The 18,920-nt window shown below is 72.3% G+C and carries 16 protein-coding genes, 2 tRNA genes and 1 pseudogene; 15 read left to right on the forward strand and 4 right to left on the reverse strand.

All coding sequences use genetic code 11. From position 1 onward, the window contains the following. Nucleotides 1-131: 131 nt before the first annotated feature. On the forward strand, nt 132-605 hold the full coding sequence (locus MLUT_RS16425; RefSeq protein ID WP_010078860.1) for a ribose-5-phosphate isomerase: 474 nt from the start codon (nt 132-134) through the stop codon (nt 603-605). Then, nucleotides 606-1,518 (forward strand): annotated as a pseudogene (locus tag MLUT_RS23330) (Fpg/Nei family DNA glycosylase). It begins immediately after the preceding gene. A 21-nt stretch (nt 1,519-1,539) separates the two neighbouring features. Here the strand turns inward: MLUT_RS23330 and MLUT_RS16435 are convergent. Then, nucleotides 1,540-2,367 (reverse strand): DUF1345 domain-containing protein, encoded by an 828-nt coding sequence (locus MLUT_RS16435; protein ID WP_010078858.1) that lies wholly within the window; start codon nt 2,365-2,367, stop codon nt 1,540-1,542. 120 nt (nt 2,368-2,487) lie between these two features. Beyond that, nucleotides 2,488-2,558: transfer RNA gene (locus tag MLUT_RS16440), tRNA-Gly, on the reverse strand. Nucleotides 2,559-2,634: 76 nt separating this feature from the next. On the opposite strand from MLUT_RS16440, the gene MLUT_RS16445 reads away from it, so the two are divergent. The 7 genes from MLUT_RS16445 (at nt 2,635) to MLUT_RS16475 (ending at nt 8,834) form a co-directional block, all read left to right on the forward strand. After that, the gene (locus MLUT_RS16445) at nt 2,635-3,528 is read left to right on the forward strand and encodes an SDR family oxidoreductase (protein ID WP_010078857.1); all 894 of its coding nucleotides are present in this window, start codon (nt 2,635-2,637) and stop codon (nt 3,526-3,528) included. Between the two features lie 83 nt (nt 3,529-3,611). Further along, nucleotides 3,612-3,685, forward strand: a tRNA-Pro gene (locus MLUT_RS16450). A gap of 42 nt (nt 3,686-3,727) precedes the next feature. Then, nucleotides 3,728-5,092 (forward strand): trigger factor, encoded by a 1,365-nt coding sequence (gene tig, locus MLUT_RS16455; protein ID WP_010078856.1) that lies wholly within the window; start codon nt 3,728-3,730, stop codon nt 5,090-5,092. A 267-nt stretch (nt 5,093-5,359) separates the two neighbouring features. Next, nucleotides 5,360-5,974: a ClpP family protease gene (locus MLUT_RS16460; protein WP_174260673.1), complete on the forward strand. Its 615-nt coding sequence runs from the start codon at nt 5,360-5,362 to the stop codon at nt 5,972-5,974. 41 nt (nt 5,975-6,015) lie between these two features. Next, a complete protein-coding gene (locus MLUT_RS16465) occupies nt 6,016-6,681 on the forward strand; it encodes an ATP-dependent Clp protease proteolytic subunit (RefSeq protein WP_002855988.1) in 666 nt (221 codons plus the stop codon). 174 nt (nt 6,682-6,855) lie between these two features. Further along, complete coding sequence (clpX, locus tag MLUT_RS16470; RefSeq protein ID WP_012750840.1) at nt 6,856-8,154, forward strand: ATP-dependent Clp protease ATP-binding subunit ClpX; 1,299 nt, start codon at nt 6,856-6,858, stop codon at nt 8,152-8,154. Between the two features lie 62 nt (nt 8,155-8,216). Beyond that, on the forward strand, nt 8,217-8,834 hold the full coding sequence (locus tag MLUT_RS16475; RefSeq protein ID WP_010078853.1) for a mycothiol-dependent nitroreductase Rv2466c family protein: 618 nt from the start codon (nt 8,217-8,219) through the stop codon (nt 8,832-8,834). An 85-nt stretch (nt 8,835-8,919) separates the two neighbouring features. Here the strand turns inward: MLUT_RS16475 and MLUT_RS16480 are convergent, their stop codons facing one another. Then, nucleotides 8,920-9,255 carry a DoxX family protein gene (locus MLUT_RS16480; protein ID WP_010078852.1) on the reverse strand — a complete coding sequence of 112 codons (336 nt, stop codon included), beginning with the start codon at nt 9,253-9,255 and terminating at the stop codon, nt 8,920-8,922. A gap of 362 nt (nt 9,256-9,617) precedes the next feature. Continuing rightward, complete coding sequence (gene valS, locus MLUT_RS16485; protein WP_010078851.1) at nt 9,618-12,302, reverse strand: valine--tRNA ligase; 2,685 nt, start codon at nt 12,300-12,302, stop codon at nt 9,618-9,620. A 139-nt stretch (nt 12,303-12,441) separates the two neighbouring features. Between valS and MLUT_RS16490 the strand changes: the two genes are divergently transcribed. From MLUT_RS16490 to MLUT_RS16515, 6 genes are all read left to right on the forward strand, one after another. Continuing rightward, nucleotides 12,442-13,236 carry an SDR family oxidoreductase gene (locus tag MLUT_RS16490; RefSeq protein WP_010078850.1) on the forward strand — a complete coding sequence of 265 codons (795 nt, stop codon included), beginning with the start codon at nt 12,442-12,444 and terminating at the stop codon, nt 13,234-13,236. 43 nt (nt 13,237-13,279) lie between these two features. Beyond that, nucleotides 13,280-14,029: a sirohydrochlorin chelatase gene (locus MLUT_RS16495; protein WP_012750841.1), complete on the forward strand. Its 750-nt coding sequence runs from the start codon at nt 13,280-13,282 to the stop codon at nt 14,027-14,029. Nucleotides 14,030-14,147: 118 nt separating this feature from the next. Then, the gene (locus tag MLUT_RS16500; RefSeq protein WP_010078848.1) at nt 14,148-15,863 is read left to right on the forward strand and encodes a nitrite/sulfite reductase; all 1,716 of its coding nucleotides are present in this window, start codon (nt 14,148-14,150) and stop codon (nt 15,861-15,863) included. Continuing rightward, complete coding sequence (locus MLUT_RS16505) at nt 15,860-16,585, forward strand: phosphoadenylyl-sulfate reductase (protein WP_010078847.1); 726 nt, start codon at nt 15,860-15,862, stop codon at nt 16,583-16,585. The genes MLUT_RS16500 and MLUT_RS16505 overlap by 4 nt, the downstream gene beginning before the upstream one ends. A 32-nt stretch (nt 16,586-16,617) precedes the next feature. Next, entirely contained in the window at nt 16,618-17,553 is a 936-nt protein-coding gene (gene cysD, locus MLUT_RS16510) for a sulfate adenylyltransferase subunit CysD (RefSeq protein ID WP_010078846.1), read from the forward strand. Then, nucleotides 17,553-18,893: a sulfate adenylyltransferase subunit 1 gene (locus MLUT_RS16515; protein ID WP_010078845.1), complete on the forward strand. Its 1,341-nt coding sequence runs from the start codon at nt 17,553-17,555 to the stop codon at nt 18,891-18,893. Before cysD ends, MLUT_RS16515 begins: the two co-directional genes overlap by 1 nt. Nucleotides 18,894-18,920 lie beyond the last annotated feature (27 nt).

The following is an 18,920-nucleotide window of genomic DNA, read 5'->3' on the forward strand; positions in this document are numbered from 1 at the left end:
CCTGTGATGGGGGCCACGGCACAGTGCTCCCCAGTGTGCCACCTGGCCCGGACGTCGTCGTCGGCGTCTGAGCGCCCCGCTCCTCACTAGACTGGCGGGGACCCGAGCCACCGCCCCCAAGGAGTCTGCGCATGCGCGTCCACATCGCCACCGACCACGCCGGCATGGAGCTGTCCGCCCACCTCGTGGAGCACCTCACCGCCGCCGGCTACGAGATGGTGGACCACGGACCCACCGAGTACGACCCGCAGGACGACTACCCGGGCTTCTGCATCAACGCCGCCCGCGCCGTCGTCGCCGACCGCGAGCAGGGGCTGGACTCGCTCGGCATCGTGCTGGGCGGCTCCGGCAACGGCGAGCAGATCGCCGCCAACAAGGTGGCCGGCGTCCGCGCCGCCCTGGCCTGGAACCTGGACACGGCGCGGCTGGCCCGCGCGCATAACGACGCGAACGTCGTGGCCGTCGGCGGTCGGCAGCACTCGCTCGAGGAGGCCACCGAGCTCATCGAGGCGTTCCTGGCCGAACCGTTCTCCCAGGACGAGCGCCACGTGCGCCGCATCGGGAAGATCGCGCACTACGAGGCCACCGGAGAGGTGCTGATGTGAGTGCCTGAGGGCCACTCCGTCCACCGTCTCGCGCGCCAGTTCACCGACGTCTTCGGCGGCCGCCGGATCCGCGCCACGAGTCCACAGGGCCGCTTCGCCGAGGGGGCCGCCCTGCTCGACGGCCCAGGTCCTCGAGCGCGCCCGGGCCCACGGCAAGCACTTCTTCGCCGACGTCTCCGGCGGCCACGTGCTCCACGTGCACCTGGGCATGTACGGGGCGTGGACCTTCGGCGGGGATCAGGACTTCGCGGCCGCGTCCTCGATCGGCGCCCCCCGCCGGATCGGCGAGCGGGAGGTCCACGACGACGGCGCCCCGGCCGCCGAGCCCTGTCGCGACGCCGACGGCTGGGTCCAGCCGCCGTCGCCGGCCGCCACGGTCCGGCTGCGACTGCGCGCCGAGCACGGCTGGGCCGACCTGATCGGCGCGAGCCGGTGCCGCGCACTCACCCCGGCCGAGGCTGCCGACGTCGTCGCCGGTCTCGGCCCGGATCCGCTCAACGACGACGATCCTGCGCCGTTCTACGACCTCGCCCGGCGCACGCGGCGGCCGATCGGCGTCGTGTTGATGGACCAGGCGGCCGTCAGCGGGATCGGCAACATCTTCCGGGCCGAGGCGCTGTTCCGCGCCGGCATCGACCCGTGGCGGCCGGCCCGGGAGGTCTCTGCACCTGACCTGGAGTCCCTCTGGGCGGACAACGCCGCGCTCATGCGGGAGGGCGTGCGGCTCGGGCGGATCGTCACCACGCGGCCCGAGCACCGGCCGGGGATCCCTGCCGAAGCGGCCTGGCCCGAGCACGCGAACTACGTGTACCAGCGGCAGGGCCTCGCCTGCCTCGTGTGCGGGCGCGAGGCGATCGTGGTGGAGGAGATGGCGGCCCGGAAGCTCTACCGGTGCCTCACCTGTCAGAGCTGAGGGGCCTGTGGCAGGCCCCGATCAGGCGACGGTGAGCAGCAGCGAGGCCAGGGCCGCGATGATCATCGAGTTGAACAGGAATCCGACCAGCGCGTGCTCACGGACCGCCGTGCGGGCGGCGCGGCCGGAGAACACGACGTCCTGGGCGCCCATCATGGTGGACAGCGTCAGGGACAGCGCCACGTAGTCCGAGAAGACCGGAGCGTCGGAGCCGCGGAAGCGGATCGGGGGAGCGGGGGACTCGCCCTCCGGCCGAGACCTCTTCGGATCGTGCTGGGCCGCCAGCCGGGCGTAGCGCAACGCCTGGGCCAGGACGATGCTCGCCCAGGACGCGAGGACCGTGGCCACGGCCAGCAAGCGCATGGTGAGCACGGACCGGACCTCCGGCATCCACATCGAGATGACCACCACGAGCATCGCCATCACCGAGAAGGTGACGGTGTTGCCCAGCGTGCTCGACGCTCCCAGCATCAGGGCCCTCCAGCCGCCCGGGTTGACGGACTCCTTCGGGCCGCGGGAGCGCGTGCGCAGCAGCGCGTGCAGGTCTGTTGAGTCGCGGCGGCCGAGCCACCGGTACAGCACCACCGTGTCCAGGGCGGAGTAGATCGACCACATCAGGCACAGCGTCATCAGTCCGGTCATCCAGGAGGCGCGTCTGGCCGCGCCGACGCCCAGCGCGTCGCCGAGGGGAGTGGCGATCAACAGGGTGCTCAAGCCGATCGCGACGGCGGCTGCCAGCATGGACAGGACGGTCATGCGCAGTGTGTCGTTCTCGACGATGCGGTGCCGCCAGGGCCTCCCACCGGCCTCGGTGGACGCGTCCCGAGGCGTCTGCTCGGTGTTCTGCATGGGTCCATCCTGCAGAGGGCCGGCACAGCGGTAAAGGAACCGGCGCGGACGACGACCCACCCGAGAAAGTCATGAGCCGGGCCATCGTGTGCACACGATGACCCGGCTCATGAGGTCCGGAGGGGATGACGGGAATCGAACCCGCGTAGCCAGTTTGGAAGACTGGGGCTCTACCATTGAGCTACATCCCCGCGGGGCCGCGCTCGGCGCGGACCAGCGGCTGACACCGTATCACGGCGGGCCCGCGTCGGCCGTGGGGGAAGAGGCATGATGCACGGCTCCCGTCCCGCCCTCCGCAGGGCCGCGTCCGCCCTCGCCGGCCGTCGTCCACTGCCCCCGCACGGCGCCACCGTCCTCGTGACGGGCGGCGCGTCCGGCATCGGTCGACTGATCGCCCTGGGGGCCGCGCGCCGCGGCGCGGGCCGCGTCGTCGTCTGGGACCTCGACCTGCAGGGGGCTGAGGCCGTCGCCGCCGAGATCCGGTCTCAGGGCGCGGACGCCCGGGCCGAGCGCGTGGACGTGACGGACGCGGCCGCCGTCGAGGCCGCCGCCGCCCGCGCCGGGGAGGTGGACGTCGCCGTGAACAACGCGGGCGTCGTGACGGGCGTGCGCCTCGAGGACGCCACGGAGGAGGGCATCCGCCGCACCTTCGAGGTGAACGCACTCGCGCCGTACTGGCTGACCCGGGCGGTCCTGCCCGGAATGCGGGCCCGGGACCGCGGGGCCGTGGTCACGGTGGCCTCGGCCGCGGGGTTGGTCGGCGTCGCACGCCAGACGGACTATTCCGCCACCAAGCACGCCGCGGTCGGGTTCGCCGAGTCCCTCGCCGCGGAGCTGCGCAAGGACGGCAGCCGCGTCACCTCCCTGGCCGTCTGCCCCTTCTACATCGACACCGGGATGTTCGCTGGCGTGCGCAGCCGGGTGCCCTGGCTGCTGCCCGTGCTGGATCCTCAGCACGTGGCGCAGGAGGTGCTGGACGCCGTCGAGGCCGGCCGCACGCGCCTGCTGCTGCCGCGCGCCGTCGGCCTGATCGCGCCCCTGCGCGCCCTGCCGGCGCCCGTCTTCGACCGCGCGATGGACGTCCTCGGGGTCAACGCCACGATGGACGGCTTCACGGGTCGGCGGTCGCGGCTTTTCGCGGGGCGCGAGACGGCGCGCTAGGATTCCACAGTCTGCCCTCGGGCAGTCCCTCGGGTGTCCGGCGAGCCTCCACCGCGTGAGCCCGCCGGCGTCGGGGACGACGGCGGGGTGTAGCTCAGCTTGGTAGAGCGCGCGCTTTGGGAGCGTGAGGCCGCAGGTTCAAATCCTGTCACCCCGACTCGACGTCAAGACCATCCACCACCACCAACAGGAGTCATCCGTGGTCAAGTCCACCGCAGAGAACCTCAGCCCGACCCGCGTCAAGCTGACCGTCGAGGTGCCGTTCGAGGAGGTGAAGCCCGCCCTGGACAAGGCGTTCAAGGACATCGCCAACCAGGTGCAGATCCCGGGCTTCCGCCAGGGCAAGATCCCGGCGCGTCTGATCGAGCAGCGCTTCGGCCGCGAGGTCGTCGTGGACCAGGCCGTCAACGAGGGCCTGAACACCTGGTTCTCCGCCGCCATCGCCGAGGCCGAGCTCACCCCGATCTCCCGCCCCGAGGTCGACGTGACCGCCACCCCGGACGCGGAGAACGCCGAGGGCCCGGTGGCCTTCACCGCCGAGTTCGACGTGCGCCCGACCATCGAGCTGCCCGACTACAAGGGCCTCAAGGTGACGGTGGAGCCCGCCCAGGCCACCGAGGAGGACGAGCAGAAGGCCCTCGACGCCCTGCGCTCGCGCTTCGGCTCGCTCAAGGACGTGGACCGCCCGGCCGCCCAGGACGACTTCGTCACGATGAACCTGACCGCCACGGTCGACGGTGAGCAGGTCGACCAGGCCGAGGGCCTGTCCTACCAGGTGGGCGCCGGCACCATGCTCGAGGGCATCGACGAGGCCCTCGACGGCCTGTCCGCCGGCGAGGACGCCACCTTCGAGACCACGCTCAACGGCGGCGAGCACGACGGCGAGACCGCCGTGGTCAAGCTGGAGCTGACGGCCGTCAAGGAGCGCGAGCTGCCCGAGGCCGACGACGAGTTCGCCCAGCTGGCCTCCGAGTTCGACACCATCGCCGAGCTCAAGGAGGACCTGAAGAAGCAGGCCGCCGAGGAGGCCGTGAACCGCCAGGGCGTCGAGGCCCGCGACAAGGTCCTCGAGGAGCTGGCCAAGCTCGTCGAGGTCCCGGTGCCGGACGGCGTCATCGCCGAGCAGGTCGAGCAGCACTTCTCCGCCGGCGGCCACACCGCGGGCGACGACCACGACACCGCCGAGCACCGTGCCGAGCTCGAGCAGAACACCCGCGAGGCGTTCGCCAACGAGGTCATCCTGGACGAGGTCGCCGAGGCCGAGGAGGTCACGGTCGACCAGGGCGAGCTGATCGAGTACATCATCGCCACCTCCTCCGAGTACGGCATGGACCCGAACCAGTTCGCCATGATGCTCGACCAGGGCGGGCAGATCCCGATGATCATGGGCGAGGTCCGCCGTCGCAAGGCACTGGCCAAGGTCCTCGAGTACGCCGAGGTCACCGACACCGACGGCAAGGCCGTGGACCTCACGGCGTTCGTGACCCCGGGCGGCCAGGACGCCCTCGACGCTGAGGCCGAGGCGACCGAGGCCGACGACGCCGAGGCGGCCGAGCAGGCCTGATATCGGCCGGTGGGGGCACACCCCTGCCGGGCCACGACGACGGCGCCCCCGCCCACGCCGGCGGGGGCGCCGTCGTCGTCCCGAGGTCACGGTGGGCGGCCCCGGGCAGGGCCCGCGACGACCTGCGCCAACAGCGAAACGCCGACGGCGTCCCGCGCGCTGGCCCGGACGCCCGGCTAGTGTCGGACTCGATCAGGGACCCGTCCGTCCGCGCGAGCGGCCGCCGTTCGGGAGGCCCGTGGACATCTCGACAGGAAGGCGGAAGTGATGACCGACATCACCCCCAGCATGCGTTCGGTGGACCCGGCGCAGCGCGAGGATTTCCTCTACACCCAGCTGCTGAAGTCGCGCATCGTCTGGCTGGGCGAGGACGTCCGTGACGACAACGCCAACGCGATCTGCTCGCAGCTGCTCCTGCTCTCGGCCGAGGACCCGGAGAAGGACATCTACCTGTACATCAACTCCCCGGGCGGCTCCGTCACCGCGGGCATGGCCATCTACGACACCATGCAGTACATCCCCAACGACGTCGTGACGGTGGCCACCGGCCTCGCCGCGTCCATGGGCCAGTTCCTGCTCGCCTCGGGCACCAAGGGCAAGCGCTACGCCACGCCCCACGCCCGCGTGCTGATGCACCAGCCCTCCGGCGGCATCGGCGGCACCGAGTCGGACATCCGCATCCAGGCCCAGCTGATCCTGCACATGAAGCAGGTCATGGCGGAGCTGACCGCCGAGCAGACCGGCCAGTCCGTGGAGACCATCCTCGAGGACAACGCGCGTGACAAGTGGTTCACCGCGCAGGAGGCCCTCGAGTACGGCTTCATCGACCACATCGCCGACCGTGCCGCGTCCGTGACCGGCGGCGGCGGCGTCCAGGGCTGAGCCCGGCCCGGACCGTCCCGACCCTCTCCAGGAGACCAAGAATGACCCAGTTCCCCGCCGGGCTCCCCACCGGGATGCCCTCCCTGCCCACGCCGGACGCGCGCTACATCCTCCCGCAGTTCGAGGAGCGCACTCCCTACGGCTTCAAGCGCCAGGACCCCTACGCCAAGCTCTTCGAGGACCGCATCGTCTTCCTCGGCGCGCAGGTGGACGACGCGTCGGCCGACGACGTGATGGCCCAGCTGCTCGTGCTCGAGGCGATGGACTCTGAGCGTGACATCACCCTGTACATCAACTCGCCGGGCGGCTCGTTCACGGCCATGACGGCGATCTACGACACCATGCAGTTCATCCGCCCCGAGGTGCAGACCGTGTGCCTGGGCCAGGCCGCCTCCGCGGCGGCCGTGCTGCTGGCCGCGGGCGCCCCCGGCAAGCGTCTGGCGCTGCCCAACGCGCGCGTGCTGATCCACCAGCCGGCGATGCAGGGCGACCGCGGCACCGCCACGGACCTGGAGATCCACGCCCAGGAGATCAACCGGATGCGCGTGTGGATGGAGGAGACGCTGGCCTCCCTCACCAACCGCACGCCCGAGGAGGTCTCGCAGGACATCGACCGGGACAAGTTCCTCTCGGCCGAGCAGGCCCTCGAGTACGGCCTCGTGGACGAGGTCCTCGCCTCCCGCAAGATCACCCGCCCGTCCGCCTGACCGACGGCGCCCGTCGAGGGGTCCGGCCGCACGCCGCGCGGCCGGGCCCCTCGACGCCGACCGGGGACCCGGTCCCTTAACGTGTCCGTCCACGGTCGTATGCTGGACGGAATCTGACAGCGACGCCGCCCGCGCGGGGCGGACGTCTCCGCCCGGCCCTCGAGGAGTACCACCATGGCGCGTATCGGAGAGAGCGCTGACCTGCTGAAATGCTCGTTCTGCGGGAAGAGCCAGAAGCAGGTGCGCAAGCTCATCGCCGGCCCGGGTGTCTACATCTGTGACGAGTGCATCGAGCTGTGCAACGAGATCATCGAGGAGGAGCTCGGCGAGGCGGCGGAGGCGGACGAGACCGTCCTGCCCACCCCGCAGGAGATTTTCGACCACCTCGAGAGCTTCGTGATCGGCCAGGAGGCGGCCAAGCGTTCCCTCGCCGTCGCCGTGTACAACCACTACAAGCGCGTGCGCGGGCCGCAGGCGCGGGGCGGTGACCTGGCCGACCGCCTCACCGAGCGGGACGACCTGGCGGACGTCGAGGTCGGCAAGTCGAACATCCTCATGGTCGGCCCCACCGGCTCCGGCAAGACATATCTCGCGCAGACCCTCGCCCGGCGGCTCAACGTCCCGTTCGCGGTCGCGGACGCCACCAGCCTCACCGAGGCCGGCTATGTGGGTGAGGACGTGGAGAACATCCTCCTCAAGCTCATCCAGGCCGCGGACTACGACGTGAAGAAGGCCGAACAGGGCATCATCTACATCGACGAGATCGACAAGATCTCGCGGAAGTCCGAGAACCCCTCCATCACCCGGGACGTCTCTGGCGAGGGCGTGCAGCAGGCCCTGCTGAAGATCCTCGAGGGCACGGTGGCGTCGGTGCCGCCGCAGGGCGGGCGCAAGCACCCCCACCAGGAGTTCCTGCAGATCGACACGTCCAACGTGCTGTTCATCGTGGCGGGCGCGTTCGCGGGCCTGGACGAGATCATCGGTTCCCGTGCCGGCCGCAAGGGCATCGGGTTCGGCGCGCCCCTGAACCACCTGGGCGCGGGGGACGTCACCTACGCGGACGTGCGGCCGGAGGACCTGCTGAAGTTCGGCCTCATCCCCGAGTTCATCGGCCGCCTGCCCGTGATCACCACCGTTGAGGACCTCACGCACGAACAGCTCGTGCGGGTGCTGACCGAACCGAAGAACGCCCTGCTCAAGCAGTACCAGAAGATGTTCCTCATGGACGGCGTGGAGCTCGAGTTCGAGCAGGACGCCCTGGACGCCGTGGTCGCCCAGGCCGAGGCCCGCGGCACCGGCGCCCGCGGCCTGCGCTCCATCATGGAGAACGTCCTCAAGCCCGTGATGTTCGAGCTGCCCTCCCGCTCGGACGTGGGCACGGTCGTCATCTCCGGGGACGTGGTGCGCGGCGAGGCCGAGCCCACGCTCATCCCGGCCGAGGTGGAACGACGTCGACGCGGCCGGAGCGCCTGACCGCCGTCGCCCAGCAGGACCGACCGGAGCCGAGACGGCTCCCTGATCGCAAGGAGCACAGCATGACCGACACGACGCAGCAGCCCACCGTCGACTTCTACTTCGACGCCACGTGCCCGTTCGCCTGGATCACCTCTCGGTGGATCCTGGAGGTCCAGAAGGTGCGCGACGTGCGGGTGGTCTTCAAGATCATGTCGCTCGCGGTCCTGAACGAGGGCCGCGACCTGGACCCCGACTACCTGGCCCGCCTCGAGAAGGCCTGGCTGCCGGCCCGCGCCGCCGTGCAGGTGCGCGAGCGGCACGGTGCCGAGGCGCTCGGCCCGTGGTACACCGCGGTCGGCACCCGCATCCACGAGCAGGGCCGCACGGACTTCGAGGCCGTGGTGGCCGAGGCCCTCGAGGAGCTCGGACACGACGCGGACATCCTGGACGCCGCCCGCACCGACGTGGCCGACGAGCAGCTGCGCGCCAGCCAGAAGGAGGCCGAGGACCTCGTGGGCAACGACGTCGGCACGCCCGTCGTGGCGTTCAACGGCACCGCCTTCTTCGGTCCCGTGATGACCCGCATCCCGCGCGGGGAGGAGGCGGGCCGCATCTTCGACGGTGCCGTCGCCCTGGCCGACTTCCCGTACTTCTACGAGATCAAGCGGGCCCGCACCACGGATCCGCAGTTCGACTGAGCCCTCCCGGCTCGCACGACGCCGACCCCACACCTTCAGCGCGAAGGTGTGGGGTCGGCGTCGTCGGGGTGCGGGCTGGCGGGGGTCAGCTGCGCGCCACTCTGCCGGCCGCACGGATCAGAGGGACCTGCAGGGGCAGCCGCCCGAGGGAGACCAGTTGCGCCGGCCAGGGCCGGCGTCGCCACCGCCAGGCCATCCACGCGTTGCCGGGCCACACGCCGAGGAAGAGCGCCTGCGCGGCGCGTCCGCCCGCGCGCCGGGTGCGCGGGACGGCCAGCAGACCCGCCACGGCCAGCTCGGCCACGCCGGAGCCGTGGGTCCACGCGCGGGCCGTGCCGGGCAGGAACGGCGGGATCAGCCCGTCGAAGGGTTCGGGTCGGACGAAGTGGAGCACGCCCATGGCGGCGAGGGCGGCGGACATCCGCCGGGCGGCGGCGTCTGAGGCGCGGCGGCCGGCCGGGGCGGGATCGGGTGTCGGTCTCATCCTCTCAGTGTCCACCCCTGCCGCGGTGACCGCACTGCGACATGCGGCAGGAGCGCGACCGGAAGGTGCGCCACGACACCCCCGGGGGGTGCCGCCCCCTCCCGACGAACTCCGATCCGGCGGCGGGCTGTCCGACGTACGCTGCGACGTGCCAGATCCGGACCACGAACATCCCGCGCTGACGGCAGCGGGCGACCTGCCACGAGCGTGATGACGGCCCCGCCGCCCGTGACGGGCGACGGGGCCGTCGTCGTGCCGCGTGCGCTCCCGAGACACCTTCAGGGAACGCGCGGCGCGGATCAGTCGTCCTCCACCGGTGCGAGCTGCACGTCGGAGACGGTCAGGGGCGCGGACTCGCCGGCCTCGCCCTGCGTGAGGGACAGGTCCGCGATGTTGCCGGCCGCCTTGAGGTCCGTCAGACCGCCGCGCAGCTTCTCGAGCCACTCGGCCGGCCCGGTCACCACGGCGGAGCGCACCTCGGTCCGCTGCTTCACCTTGGCCTCGGACTTCGCCTTGCGGACGCCGCCCAGGACCTGCGCCACGGTGGGCAGGACCTCGGCGTCACCGGCGGAGGCGGCGAAGGACAGGGCCGCCACCTCGTCCGCGGCGCCCGGCCACGCGGCGGTGTGCACGGAGCCGGCGCGCCACCAGCTCCACACCTCCTCGGTGGCGAACGGCTGGAACGGGGCCAGCAGACGCAGCAGGGCGTCCAGGGTGGTGGCCAGCGTGGTCACCACAGAGGCCTGCTCGGCCTCGCCGTGGCCGCCGTAGGCACGGTCCTTCACGAGCTCCACGTAGTCGTCCGTGAAGGCCCAGAAGAACTGCTCGGTCACGTTGAGGGCCCGTGCGTAGTCATAGGCCTCGAATGCGCGGGTCGCCTGCTCCACGGTGGCCGCGAGGCGCGCCAGCAGGGAGGCGTCCAGCGGGTTGGTGACGGCCGCGGCGTCATCGGCCGTGCGGATGACGGCGTCCTGCGTGGCGCCCAGGTTCAGCACGAACTTGGCGGCGTTGAGCAGCTTGATGGCCAGGCGGCGGCCGATCTTCATCTGCGCCACCTCGTAGGCGGTGTCTGCGCCGAGGCGGGCCGAGGCGGCCCAGTAGCGGACGGCGTCCGAGCCGAACTGGTCCAGGATGTCGGTCGGGACCACCACGTTGCCCTTGGACTTGGACATCTTCTTGCGGTCCGGGTCGAGGATCCAGCCGGAGAGCGCGGTGTCCGTCCACGGCACGGAGCCGTTGAGGGCGTGGGCGCGCACCACGGTGGAGAACAGCCAGGTGCGGATGATGTCGTGGCCCTGCGGGCGCAGATCGAACGGGAAGACGTTGTGGAAGAACGCCTCGTCACGGGACCAGCGGCCCACGATCTGCGGGGTCAGCGAGGAGGTGGCCCAGGTGTCCAGGACGTCCGGGTCGCCGGTGAAGCCGCCGGGGACGTCGCGCTGGTCCTCGGCGTAGCCCGGGGCGGCTTCGGCGGCCGGGTCCACGGGCAGCTGCTCGTCGGCCGGGAGGATCGGGTTCTCATAGTCGGGCTCTCCCTCGGCGTCCAGCGGGTACCAGACCGGGATCGGCACCCCGAAGAAGCGCTGGCGGGAGACCAGCCAGTCGCCGTTGAGGCCCTCGACCCAGTTCTCGTAGCGGTGGCGCATGTGCTCCGGGTGCCAGGAGATCTCGCGGCCACGCTCGATCAGCTCCGCGCGGCGGTCGGCGTCGCGGCCGCCGTTGCGGATGTACCACTGGCGGGAGGTGACGACCTCGAGCGGCTTGTCGCCCTTCTCGTAGAAGTTCACGGCGTGCATGATCTTCTTCGGCTCCCCGTCCAGCAGGCCGGCCGCGGTGAGGGCGTCCACCACACCCTGCTTGGCGGAGAAGACGGTCCGGCCGGCCACGGTGTCCGCATAGGCCTGTCGGCCGGCGTCCGTGGTGATCCACTCGGGGGTGTCGGCGGCGAAGCGGCCGTCACGGCCGATCAGGGTGCGGGTCGGCAGCTGCAGTTCGCGCCACCAGGTGACGTCGTTGAGATCGCCGAAGGTGCAGACCATGGCGATGCCGGAGCCCTTGTCCGGCTTGGCCAGCGGGTGCGGGAAGACCTCGACCTCCACGCCGTACAGCGGGGAGGTGACGGTCGTGCCGAACAGGTGCTGGTAGCGCTCGTCGTCCGGGTGGGCGACCAGGCCGGAGCAGGAGGCCAGCAGCTCGGGGCGGGTGGTCTCGATGAAGACCTGCTCGCCGTCCGCAGCGGTGAAGGCGTAGCGGTGGTAGGCGCCGGGGACCTCGCGGTCCTCGAGCTCGGCCTGGGCCACGGCGGTGCGGAAGGTCACGTCCCACATGGTGGGGGCCTCGGCCAGGTAGGCGTCGCCCGAGGCGATGCCGGCCAGGAAGGCGCGTTGGGAGACGGAGCGGGAGACGTCGTCGATGGTCCGGTAGGTCATGTCCCAGTCGACGGACAGGCCGAGGCGGGTGAAGAGGTCCTCGAAGACCTTCTCGTCCTCGACGGCGAGCTCCTCGCAGAGCTCGATGAAGTTCCTGCGGGAGATCACGTCCCAGTCGCGCTGGTTCTTCGCCGGCTTCTCCGGCGGGCGATAGCCCTCCACGTACGGCTTGGCGGGGTCGCAGCGGACGCCGTAGTAGTTCTGCACGCGGCGCTCGGTGGGCAGGCCGTTGTCGTCCCAGCCCATCGGGTAGAACACGTTCTTGCCGTTCATGCGCTGGTAGCGGGCGAGCACGTCGGTCTGCGTGTAGGAGAAGACGTGGCCCACGTGCAGCGAGCCGGAGGCGGTCGGCGGGGGAGTGTCGATCGAGTAGACCTGTTCGCGGGTGGTCTGCGTGTCGAACGCGTAGGTGCGCTCGTCGGCCCAGCGGGCGGTCAGCTTCTCCTCGAGGCCTTCGAGGGCCGGCTTGTCCGGCACGGCCACGGCGCCGGCGGCGGGGGTGGACGGGGTCGATGCGTCGATGGGCGTGTCTGTGCCCTGCGTGTTCTCAGCCATGCCTGCCATCCTCCCATGACCGGGGCGGCGGGCCGGGCCTGCGACGATGCCCGGGACATCCCGCCCTTGCAGTCGGTCGACCTGGCGGAGGTGAACGGGGCGGTGCTCCGAACGGCACGGCTCGGCTACGGTCGGAGGCGTGAGCCACACCCATGAACCTGCGAAGAACCCCGCCCGCGCCGCCGTCGTGACGGGGGCCACGAGCGGCATCGGCCGCGCCACGGCCCTCGAGCTCGCCCGCCGCGGCTGGCGCGTGTACGCCGTCGGCCGCCGGGCCGAGCGCCTCGAGACCCTCGCTGCCGACGCCCGGGCCGAGGGCGTGAGCGGCGACGTCGTCCCCGCCGCCCTGGACGTCACGGACGAGGCCGCCGTCGCCGCGCTGGCCTCGCGCGTCGAGGCCGACGGCGGCGCCGACACCCTCATCAACATCGCCGGCGGCGCGCTCGGCACGGACGCCGTGGGCGTGGGCGACCGCGCGGACTGGGAGTGGATGTACCGCGTCAACGTGCTCGGCACCCTGACGATGTGCCAGGCGTTCCTGCCCATGCTCCGCGCCCACGGCGCGGGCACCGTGCTCAACCTGACCTCGACCGCCGCCGTCACCGCCTACGAGGGCGGCGCCGGCTACAACGCCGCGAAGATGGGCCAGCACGGGCTCACCGGCGCGCTGCGCCTGGAGGAGGCCGAGCACAACGTGCGGGTGATCGAGGTGCTCCCGGGCATGGTCCGCACCGAGGAGTTCTCCCGCAACCGCCTGGGCGGCGACCAATCCGCCGCGGACGCCGTGTACGCGGGCGTGGAGAAGCCGCTCACCCCCGAGGACATCGCCGAGGTGTGCGTCCACGCCGTCGAGCTGCCCCACCACGTGAACCTGGATCAGATCGTGATGCGGCCGGTCGCCCAGGCCGCCCAGCACAAGGTGATCCGCCGGTGAGCGGCGGGCCGCAGAACGTGTGGGCCGACGCGGTGGGCTCGGCATGAGCGCGCCCGTGCTGCACGTGATCGCCTGCGCCCACGGCACGCACGACGCGGCCGGCCGCGTCGTGATCGACGGCCTCCGTGCCGACCTGGCGGCCCTCCTGGACGCCGAGGGGCCGGGCGCCCAGGTCCACGAGGCCTACGTGGACGTGCAGAGCCCCTCCCTTGACGAGGTCGTGGCGGCCCTGCCCCCGGGGGAGCCGGCCGTGATCGTGCCGCTGCTGCTGTCCCTGGGCCATCACGTCCACCACGACATCCACCATGCCGCGGCCGCCCGGCCCGACACGATCGCCGCCGCACCGCTGGCCGGGGCCGGGGACGACGTCGAGCCGCGCCTGGTGACCGTTCTGGCCGAACGGGTGGCCCAGGCGGTGCCGGCCGGTGAGGCCGCGACATCGGACATCATCCTGGCGGCGGCCGGCACTCGCGCCGCGGACGGCCAGGCCCAGGTGCACGCCCTGGCCGGGACCCTGGCCCGGGCCACGGGACTGCCCGTGACCGCGGCGTTCGGGGCGGCGGCCACCCCCCGGGTGCCCGACGCCGTCGCCCGGGTGCACGCCGCCGGCCGTCGCGCCGTGGTGGCCGCCCACCTGCTGGCCCCCGGGTACTTCCACGACCGACTCGGCGAGGCCGGCGCGGACGCGGTCACCGACCCCCTGCTGCCGCATCCGCTGGTGGCGCGGATCGCCCTGGACCGGCTGCGGTCCGCCCTCGTAGAGGCCCCGAGGGGAGCCGCCGGAGGCCGCTGAGCCGTTCGTCACACGACCGGGGCCGGGCCGAGACCCCGCCGCGGCCCGGCCCCGGGAACGTGACGAACCGCGTCGACGATCTTGGGGGCCGGCATGCCGGGTTCCTAGCGTGGCGGCCATGACCCAGGTGAACGAGACGTCGAGGCCGGCGCGCACTCCGCGCCGTCCCTCCGCCAAGCCGCACGGCCAGTGGAAGGTGGACGGGACCGCCCCCCTGAACCACAACGAGGAGTTCAAGCAGCAGGACGACGGCCTGAACGTCCGCGAGCGCATCGAGCAGGTCTACGCCCGGGAGGGCTTCGACTCGATCCCCTCGGACGACCTGCACGGCCGCTTCCGCTGGTGGGGCCTGTACACCCAGCGCCGGCAGGGGATCGACGGCGGCAAGACCGCCACCCTGGAGCCCCACGAACTCGAGGACCGCTACTTCATGCTGCGCGTGCGCATCGACGGCGGTGACCTCACCACCGAGCAGCTGCGCGTGATCGGCGGGATCTCCACCGACTTCGGCCGTGACACCGCGGACATCACCGACCGGCAGAACGTCCAGCTGCACTGGATCCGTGTCGAGGACGTCCCCGAGATCTGGCGGCGCCTGGAGTCCGTGGGCCTGTCCACCACCGAGGCCTGCGGCGACGTGCCGCGCGTGATCCTCGGCTCACCGGTGGCCGGGATCGCCGCGGACGAGATCATCGACCCCACGCCCGTGATCCGGGAGATCGCGGACCGCTGGATCGGCGACCTCGAGATCTCCAACCTGCCCCGCAAGTTCAAGACCGCCATCACCGGACACCCCTCCCAGGACGTGGTCCACGAGATCAACGACGTCTCCCTGATCGGTGTGGTGCACCCCGAGCTGGGCCCCGGCTACGACCTGTGGGTCGGTGGCGGCCTGTCCACGAAGGCCCGCCTGGCCGACCGGATCGGTGCGTTCGTCTCGGCCGAGCGCGCCCCCGAGGTGTGGCACGCCGTCGTGAGCATCTTCCGTGACTACGGCTACCGGCGCCTGCGCAACAAGGCCCGCATGAAGTACCTGCTCGAGGACTGGGGACCGGAGAGGTTCCGCACCGTGCTGGAGGAGGAGTACCTCGGCTACGCCCTGCCCGACGGCCCCGCCCCGTCCCCGCCCACCCGCCCCGGCGACCACGTGGGGGTCCACGAGCAGAAGGACGGCCGCTTCTACATCGGTGCCGCCCCCGTCGTCGGCCGCTCCAGCGGCACCACCCTCACCGCCCTCGCGGACCTGCTCGAGGCCCACGGCTCCACGCGGCTGCGGACCACCCCCCACCAGAAGATCGTGGTGCTGGACGTGGAACGGGACCGGGTGGACGCCGTCGTGGCCGGCTTGAAGGAGCTGGGACTGGACCCGGAGCCGTCCGTGTTCCGCCGCTCCACCATCGCCTGCACTGGCCTGGAGTTCTGCAAGCTCGCCATCGTGGACACGAAGGACACCGCCACCGCCGCGATCGCCCAGCTCGAGGAGCGCCTGGCCGACCTCGCCGACCGCCTCCCCGAGCGGCTGAGCCTGCATGTGAACGGCTGCCCCAACTCCTGCGCCCGCATCCAGACCGCGGACATCGGCCTGAAGGGCCAGCTGCTCCCGGACGACGACGGCGGCCAGACGCCCGGCTTCCAGGTCCACCTGGGCGGCGGGCTGGCCTCCGTGGACCGCGCCGAGGCCGGCCTCGGACGCAGCGTCCGCGGCCTGAAGGTCCGCGCGGACGGCCTGGTCGACTACGTCGAGCGCCTCGTCCGCCGGTACGACGAGCAGCGTGAGCCGGGCGAGACCTTCGCCCGGTGGGCGCACCGAGTCGACGAGGAGGCCCTCCGATGAGCACCGTTCCCCCCACCCGTCCGACCGAGGACCTCGAGCGCCTGCAGGCGCTCGCGGAGTCCGGCGCCGCCGAGCTCGGCTGGGACGCCCCCGCCGAGGCGGTGGTCGACTGGGCCGCCCGCCATGTGGACCTCCGCCGGGCCGCCGTGGCCTGTTCCATGGCCGACGCCGTCCTGCCGCACCTGGTGGCGCAGCGGATGCCCGGCGTGGACGTCCTCTTCCTGGACACCGGCTACCACTTCACCGAGACCCTCGCGACGCGCGACGAGGTGGCCCGCCGCCTCGACGTCACCGTGGTGGACGTGCTCCCGGAGCTGACCGTGGCCGAGCAGGACGAGCGCCACGGCAAGGACCTGTTCGCCCGCGACCCGGCGCTGTGCTGCGCGATGCGCAAGGTCGAGCCCCTCAACCGGGCGCTGGCCGGATACGACCTGTGGTTCACCGGAGTCCGCCGGGACGAGGCGCCGACGCGCACGAACACCCCGCTGGTGGGCTGGGACGAGGCCCACGGCATGGTCAAGGTCAACCCCGTCGCCCCGTGGAGCTTCGACGACCTGGTCGGCTACGCCACGGACCACGACGTGCCCGTGAACCTGCTCCTGCAGAACGGCTACCCCTCGATCGGCTGCCGTCCCTGCACCCGCCCCGTCGCCCCCGGGGAGGACCCCCGAGCCGGGCGCTGGGCCGGGACCGCGAAGACCGAGTGCGGCATCCACGTCTGAGCGCCGCTCCCGAGACAGACCAAGGAGACACGATGACCCTCACCCATGCCCCCGACCCGGGGATCGTGAGCCCCGCCGGGCCCGACGTCCAGGACGCCCTGGAGGCCGAGGCGATCCACATCATCCGCGAGGTGGTGGCCGAGTTCGAGCGCCCCGCCATGCTCTTCTCGGGCGGCAAGGACTCCGTGGTGATGCTCCACCTGGCCGCGAAGGCCTTCTGGCCGGGCAGGATCCCCTTCCCGGTGGTCCACGTGGACACCGGCCACAACTTCCCCGAGGTCCTCGAGTTCCGCGACCGCACGGTGGAGCGGCTCGGCCTGCGGCTCGTGGTGGGCTCCGTGCAGGAGTACATCGACCGCGGCGAGCTGCGTGAGCGCGCCGACGGCACCCGCAACACCCTGCAGACCACCCCCCTGCTGGACACGATCCGGACCAACCGGTTCGACGCCGTCTTCGGGGGAGGCCGCCGTGACGAGGACAAGGCGCGGGCCAAGGAGCGGATCATCAGCCTGCGCGACGCGTTCGGCCAGTGGGACCCGCGCAACCAGCGCCCCGAGCTGTGGAACCTCTACAACGGCCGTCACACCCCCGGCCAGCACGTCCGCGCGTTCCCCATCAGCAACTGGACCGAGCTGGACGTGTGGCGGTACATCGCCCGCGAGGGCATCGAGCTGCCCTCCATCTACTACGCGCACGAGCGGGAGGTCTTCCGCCGCGACGGCATGTGGCGCGCCGTGGGGGAGCACTCCCGCCCGGCCGAGGGCGAGGAGGTCACCACGCGGACGGTGCGCTACCGCACGGTGGGCGACATGTCCTGCACCGGCGCCGTCCTCTCGGAGGCCGCCACCGTCGAGGACGTCGTGCTCGAGGTCGCCGCCTCCACCCTGACCGAACGCGGGGCCACCCGCGCCGACGACCGCATCTCCGAGGCGGCCATGGAAGATCGCAAGAAGGACGGGTACTTCTGATGAGCACCGCACTGCTGGACCGGCACGCCCCCGCCGGGACCCTGTTCCGCCTGGCCACGGCCGGCTCGGTCGACGACGGCAAGTCCACCCTCGTGGGCCGCCTCCTGCACGACTCCAAGGCCGTCCTGGCCGACCAGCTCGAGGCCGTGGCCCGCACTTCCGCCGAGCGCGGCTTCGGCGGTGCCGAGGGCGGGCTGGACCTGGCGCTGCTGACCGACGGCCTGCGCGCCGAGCGGGAGCAGGGGATCACGATCGACGTCGCGTACCGGTACTTCGCCACGGACCGGCGCACCTTCGTGCTGGCCGACTGCCCCGGGCACGTGCAGTACACCCGGAACACCGTCACGGGCGCCTCGACGGCCGACGCCGTCGTGCTGCTCGTGGACGCCCGCAAGGGCGTGGTGGAGCAGACCCGACGCCACCTCAGCGTGGTGGCCCTGCTGCGGGTGCCGCACGTGATCGTCGCGGTCAACAAGATCGATCTCGTGGACTACGCCGAGGAGGTCTTCACCGCGATCGCCGAGGACGTGCGGCGCGTGGCCCGGGAGCTCGGCCTCTCCGACGCGGTGAGCGTCCCGGTGTCCGCCCTCCAGGGCGACAACGTGGTCACCCGCTCCGAGCGGACGGACTGGTACACCGGCCCCACGCTCATGGAGCTGCTCGAGTCGATGCCCGGGGTGGACGCCGAGGACGACGCCGCCGCCTCCTTCCGCTTCCCGGTGCAGCTCGTGGTGCGCCCCCAGGGCGCCCTGGCCCCCGGCCTCGACCCCGAGGTCTTCCGCGACTACCGCGGCTACGCCGGGCAGGTCGTGGCGGGCACCGTCCGGCCCGGGGACGCCGTCGCCGTCCTCACCCCGGGGCAGCCGGCGCGCACCACCACCGTGGTGGGCGTGGACGCCGCCGGGGAATCCCTCGAGGAGGCCTCCTCCCCGCAGTCGGTGGTCCTGCGCCTGGCCGACGAGGTGGACGTGGCCCGCGGGGACACGATCGCCGCCGCGGACACCGCCCCGCGCCCCACCACGGAGGTGGCCGCCGCGCTGTGCTGGCTCTCCGCCGCACCGCTGCGCGTCGGGCAGCAGGTCCTCGTCAAGCACGGCACCGCCGTCGTCCGGGCGCTCGTCCAGGAGGTGGCCGGCCGGCTCGACCTCGACACCCTGCGGCTCGACCCGGCCGAGACCCTCGGGCTCAACGACATCGGACAGGTGCGCCTGCACCTGGCCGCGCCGCTGCCCGTGGAGCCCTACGCCGTGCATCGGCGCACCGGGGCGTTCCTCGTGATCGACCCCCAGGACGGTGCCACGCTCGCCGCCGGCATGGTGCGCGGCCGCGACGAGGCCTGAGACGGATGACGACGGGGCGACGGGAGC

Source organism: Micrococcus luteus NCTC 2665 (genome assembly GCF_000023205.1).
Lineage (GTDB): Bacteria > Actinomycetota > Actinomycetes > Actinomycetales > Micrococcaceae > Micrococcus > Micrococcus luteus.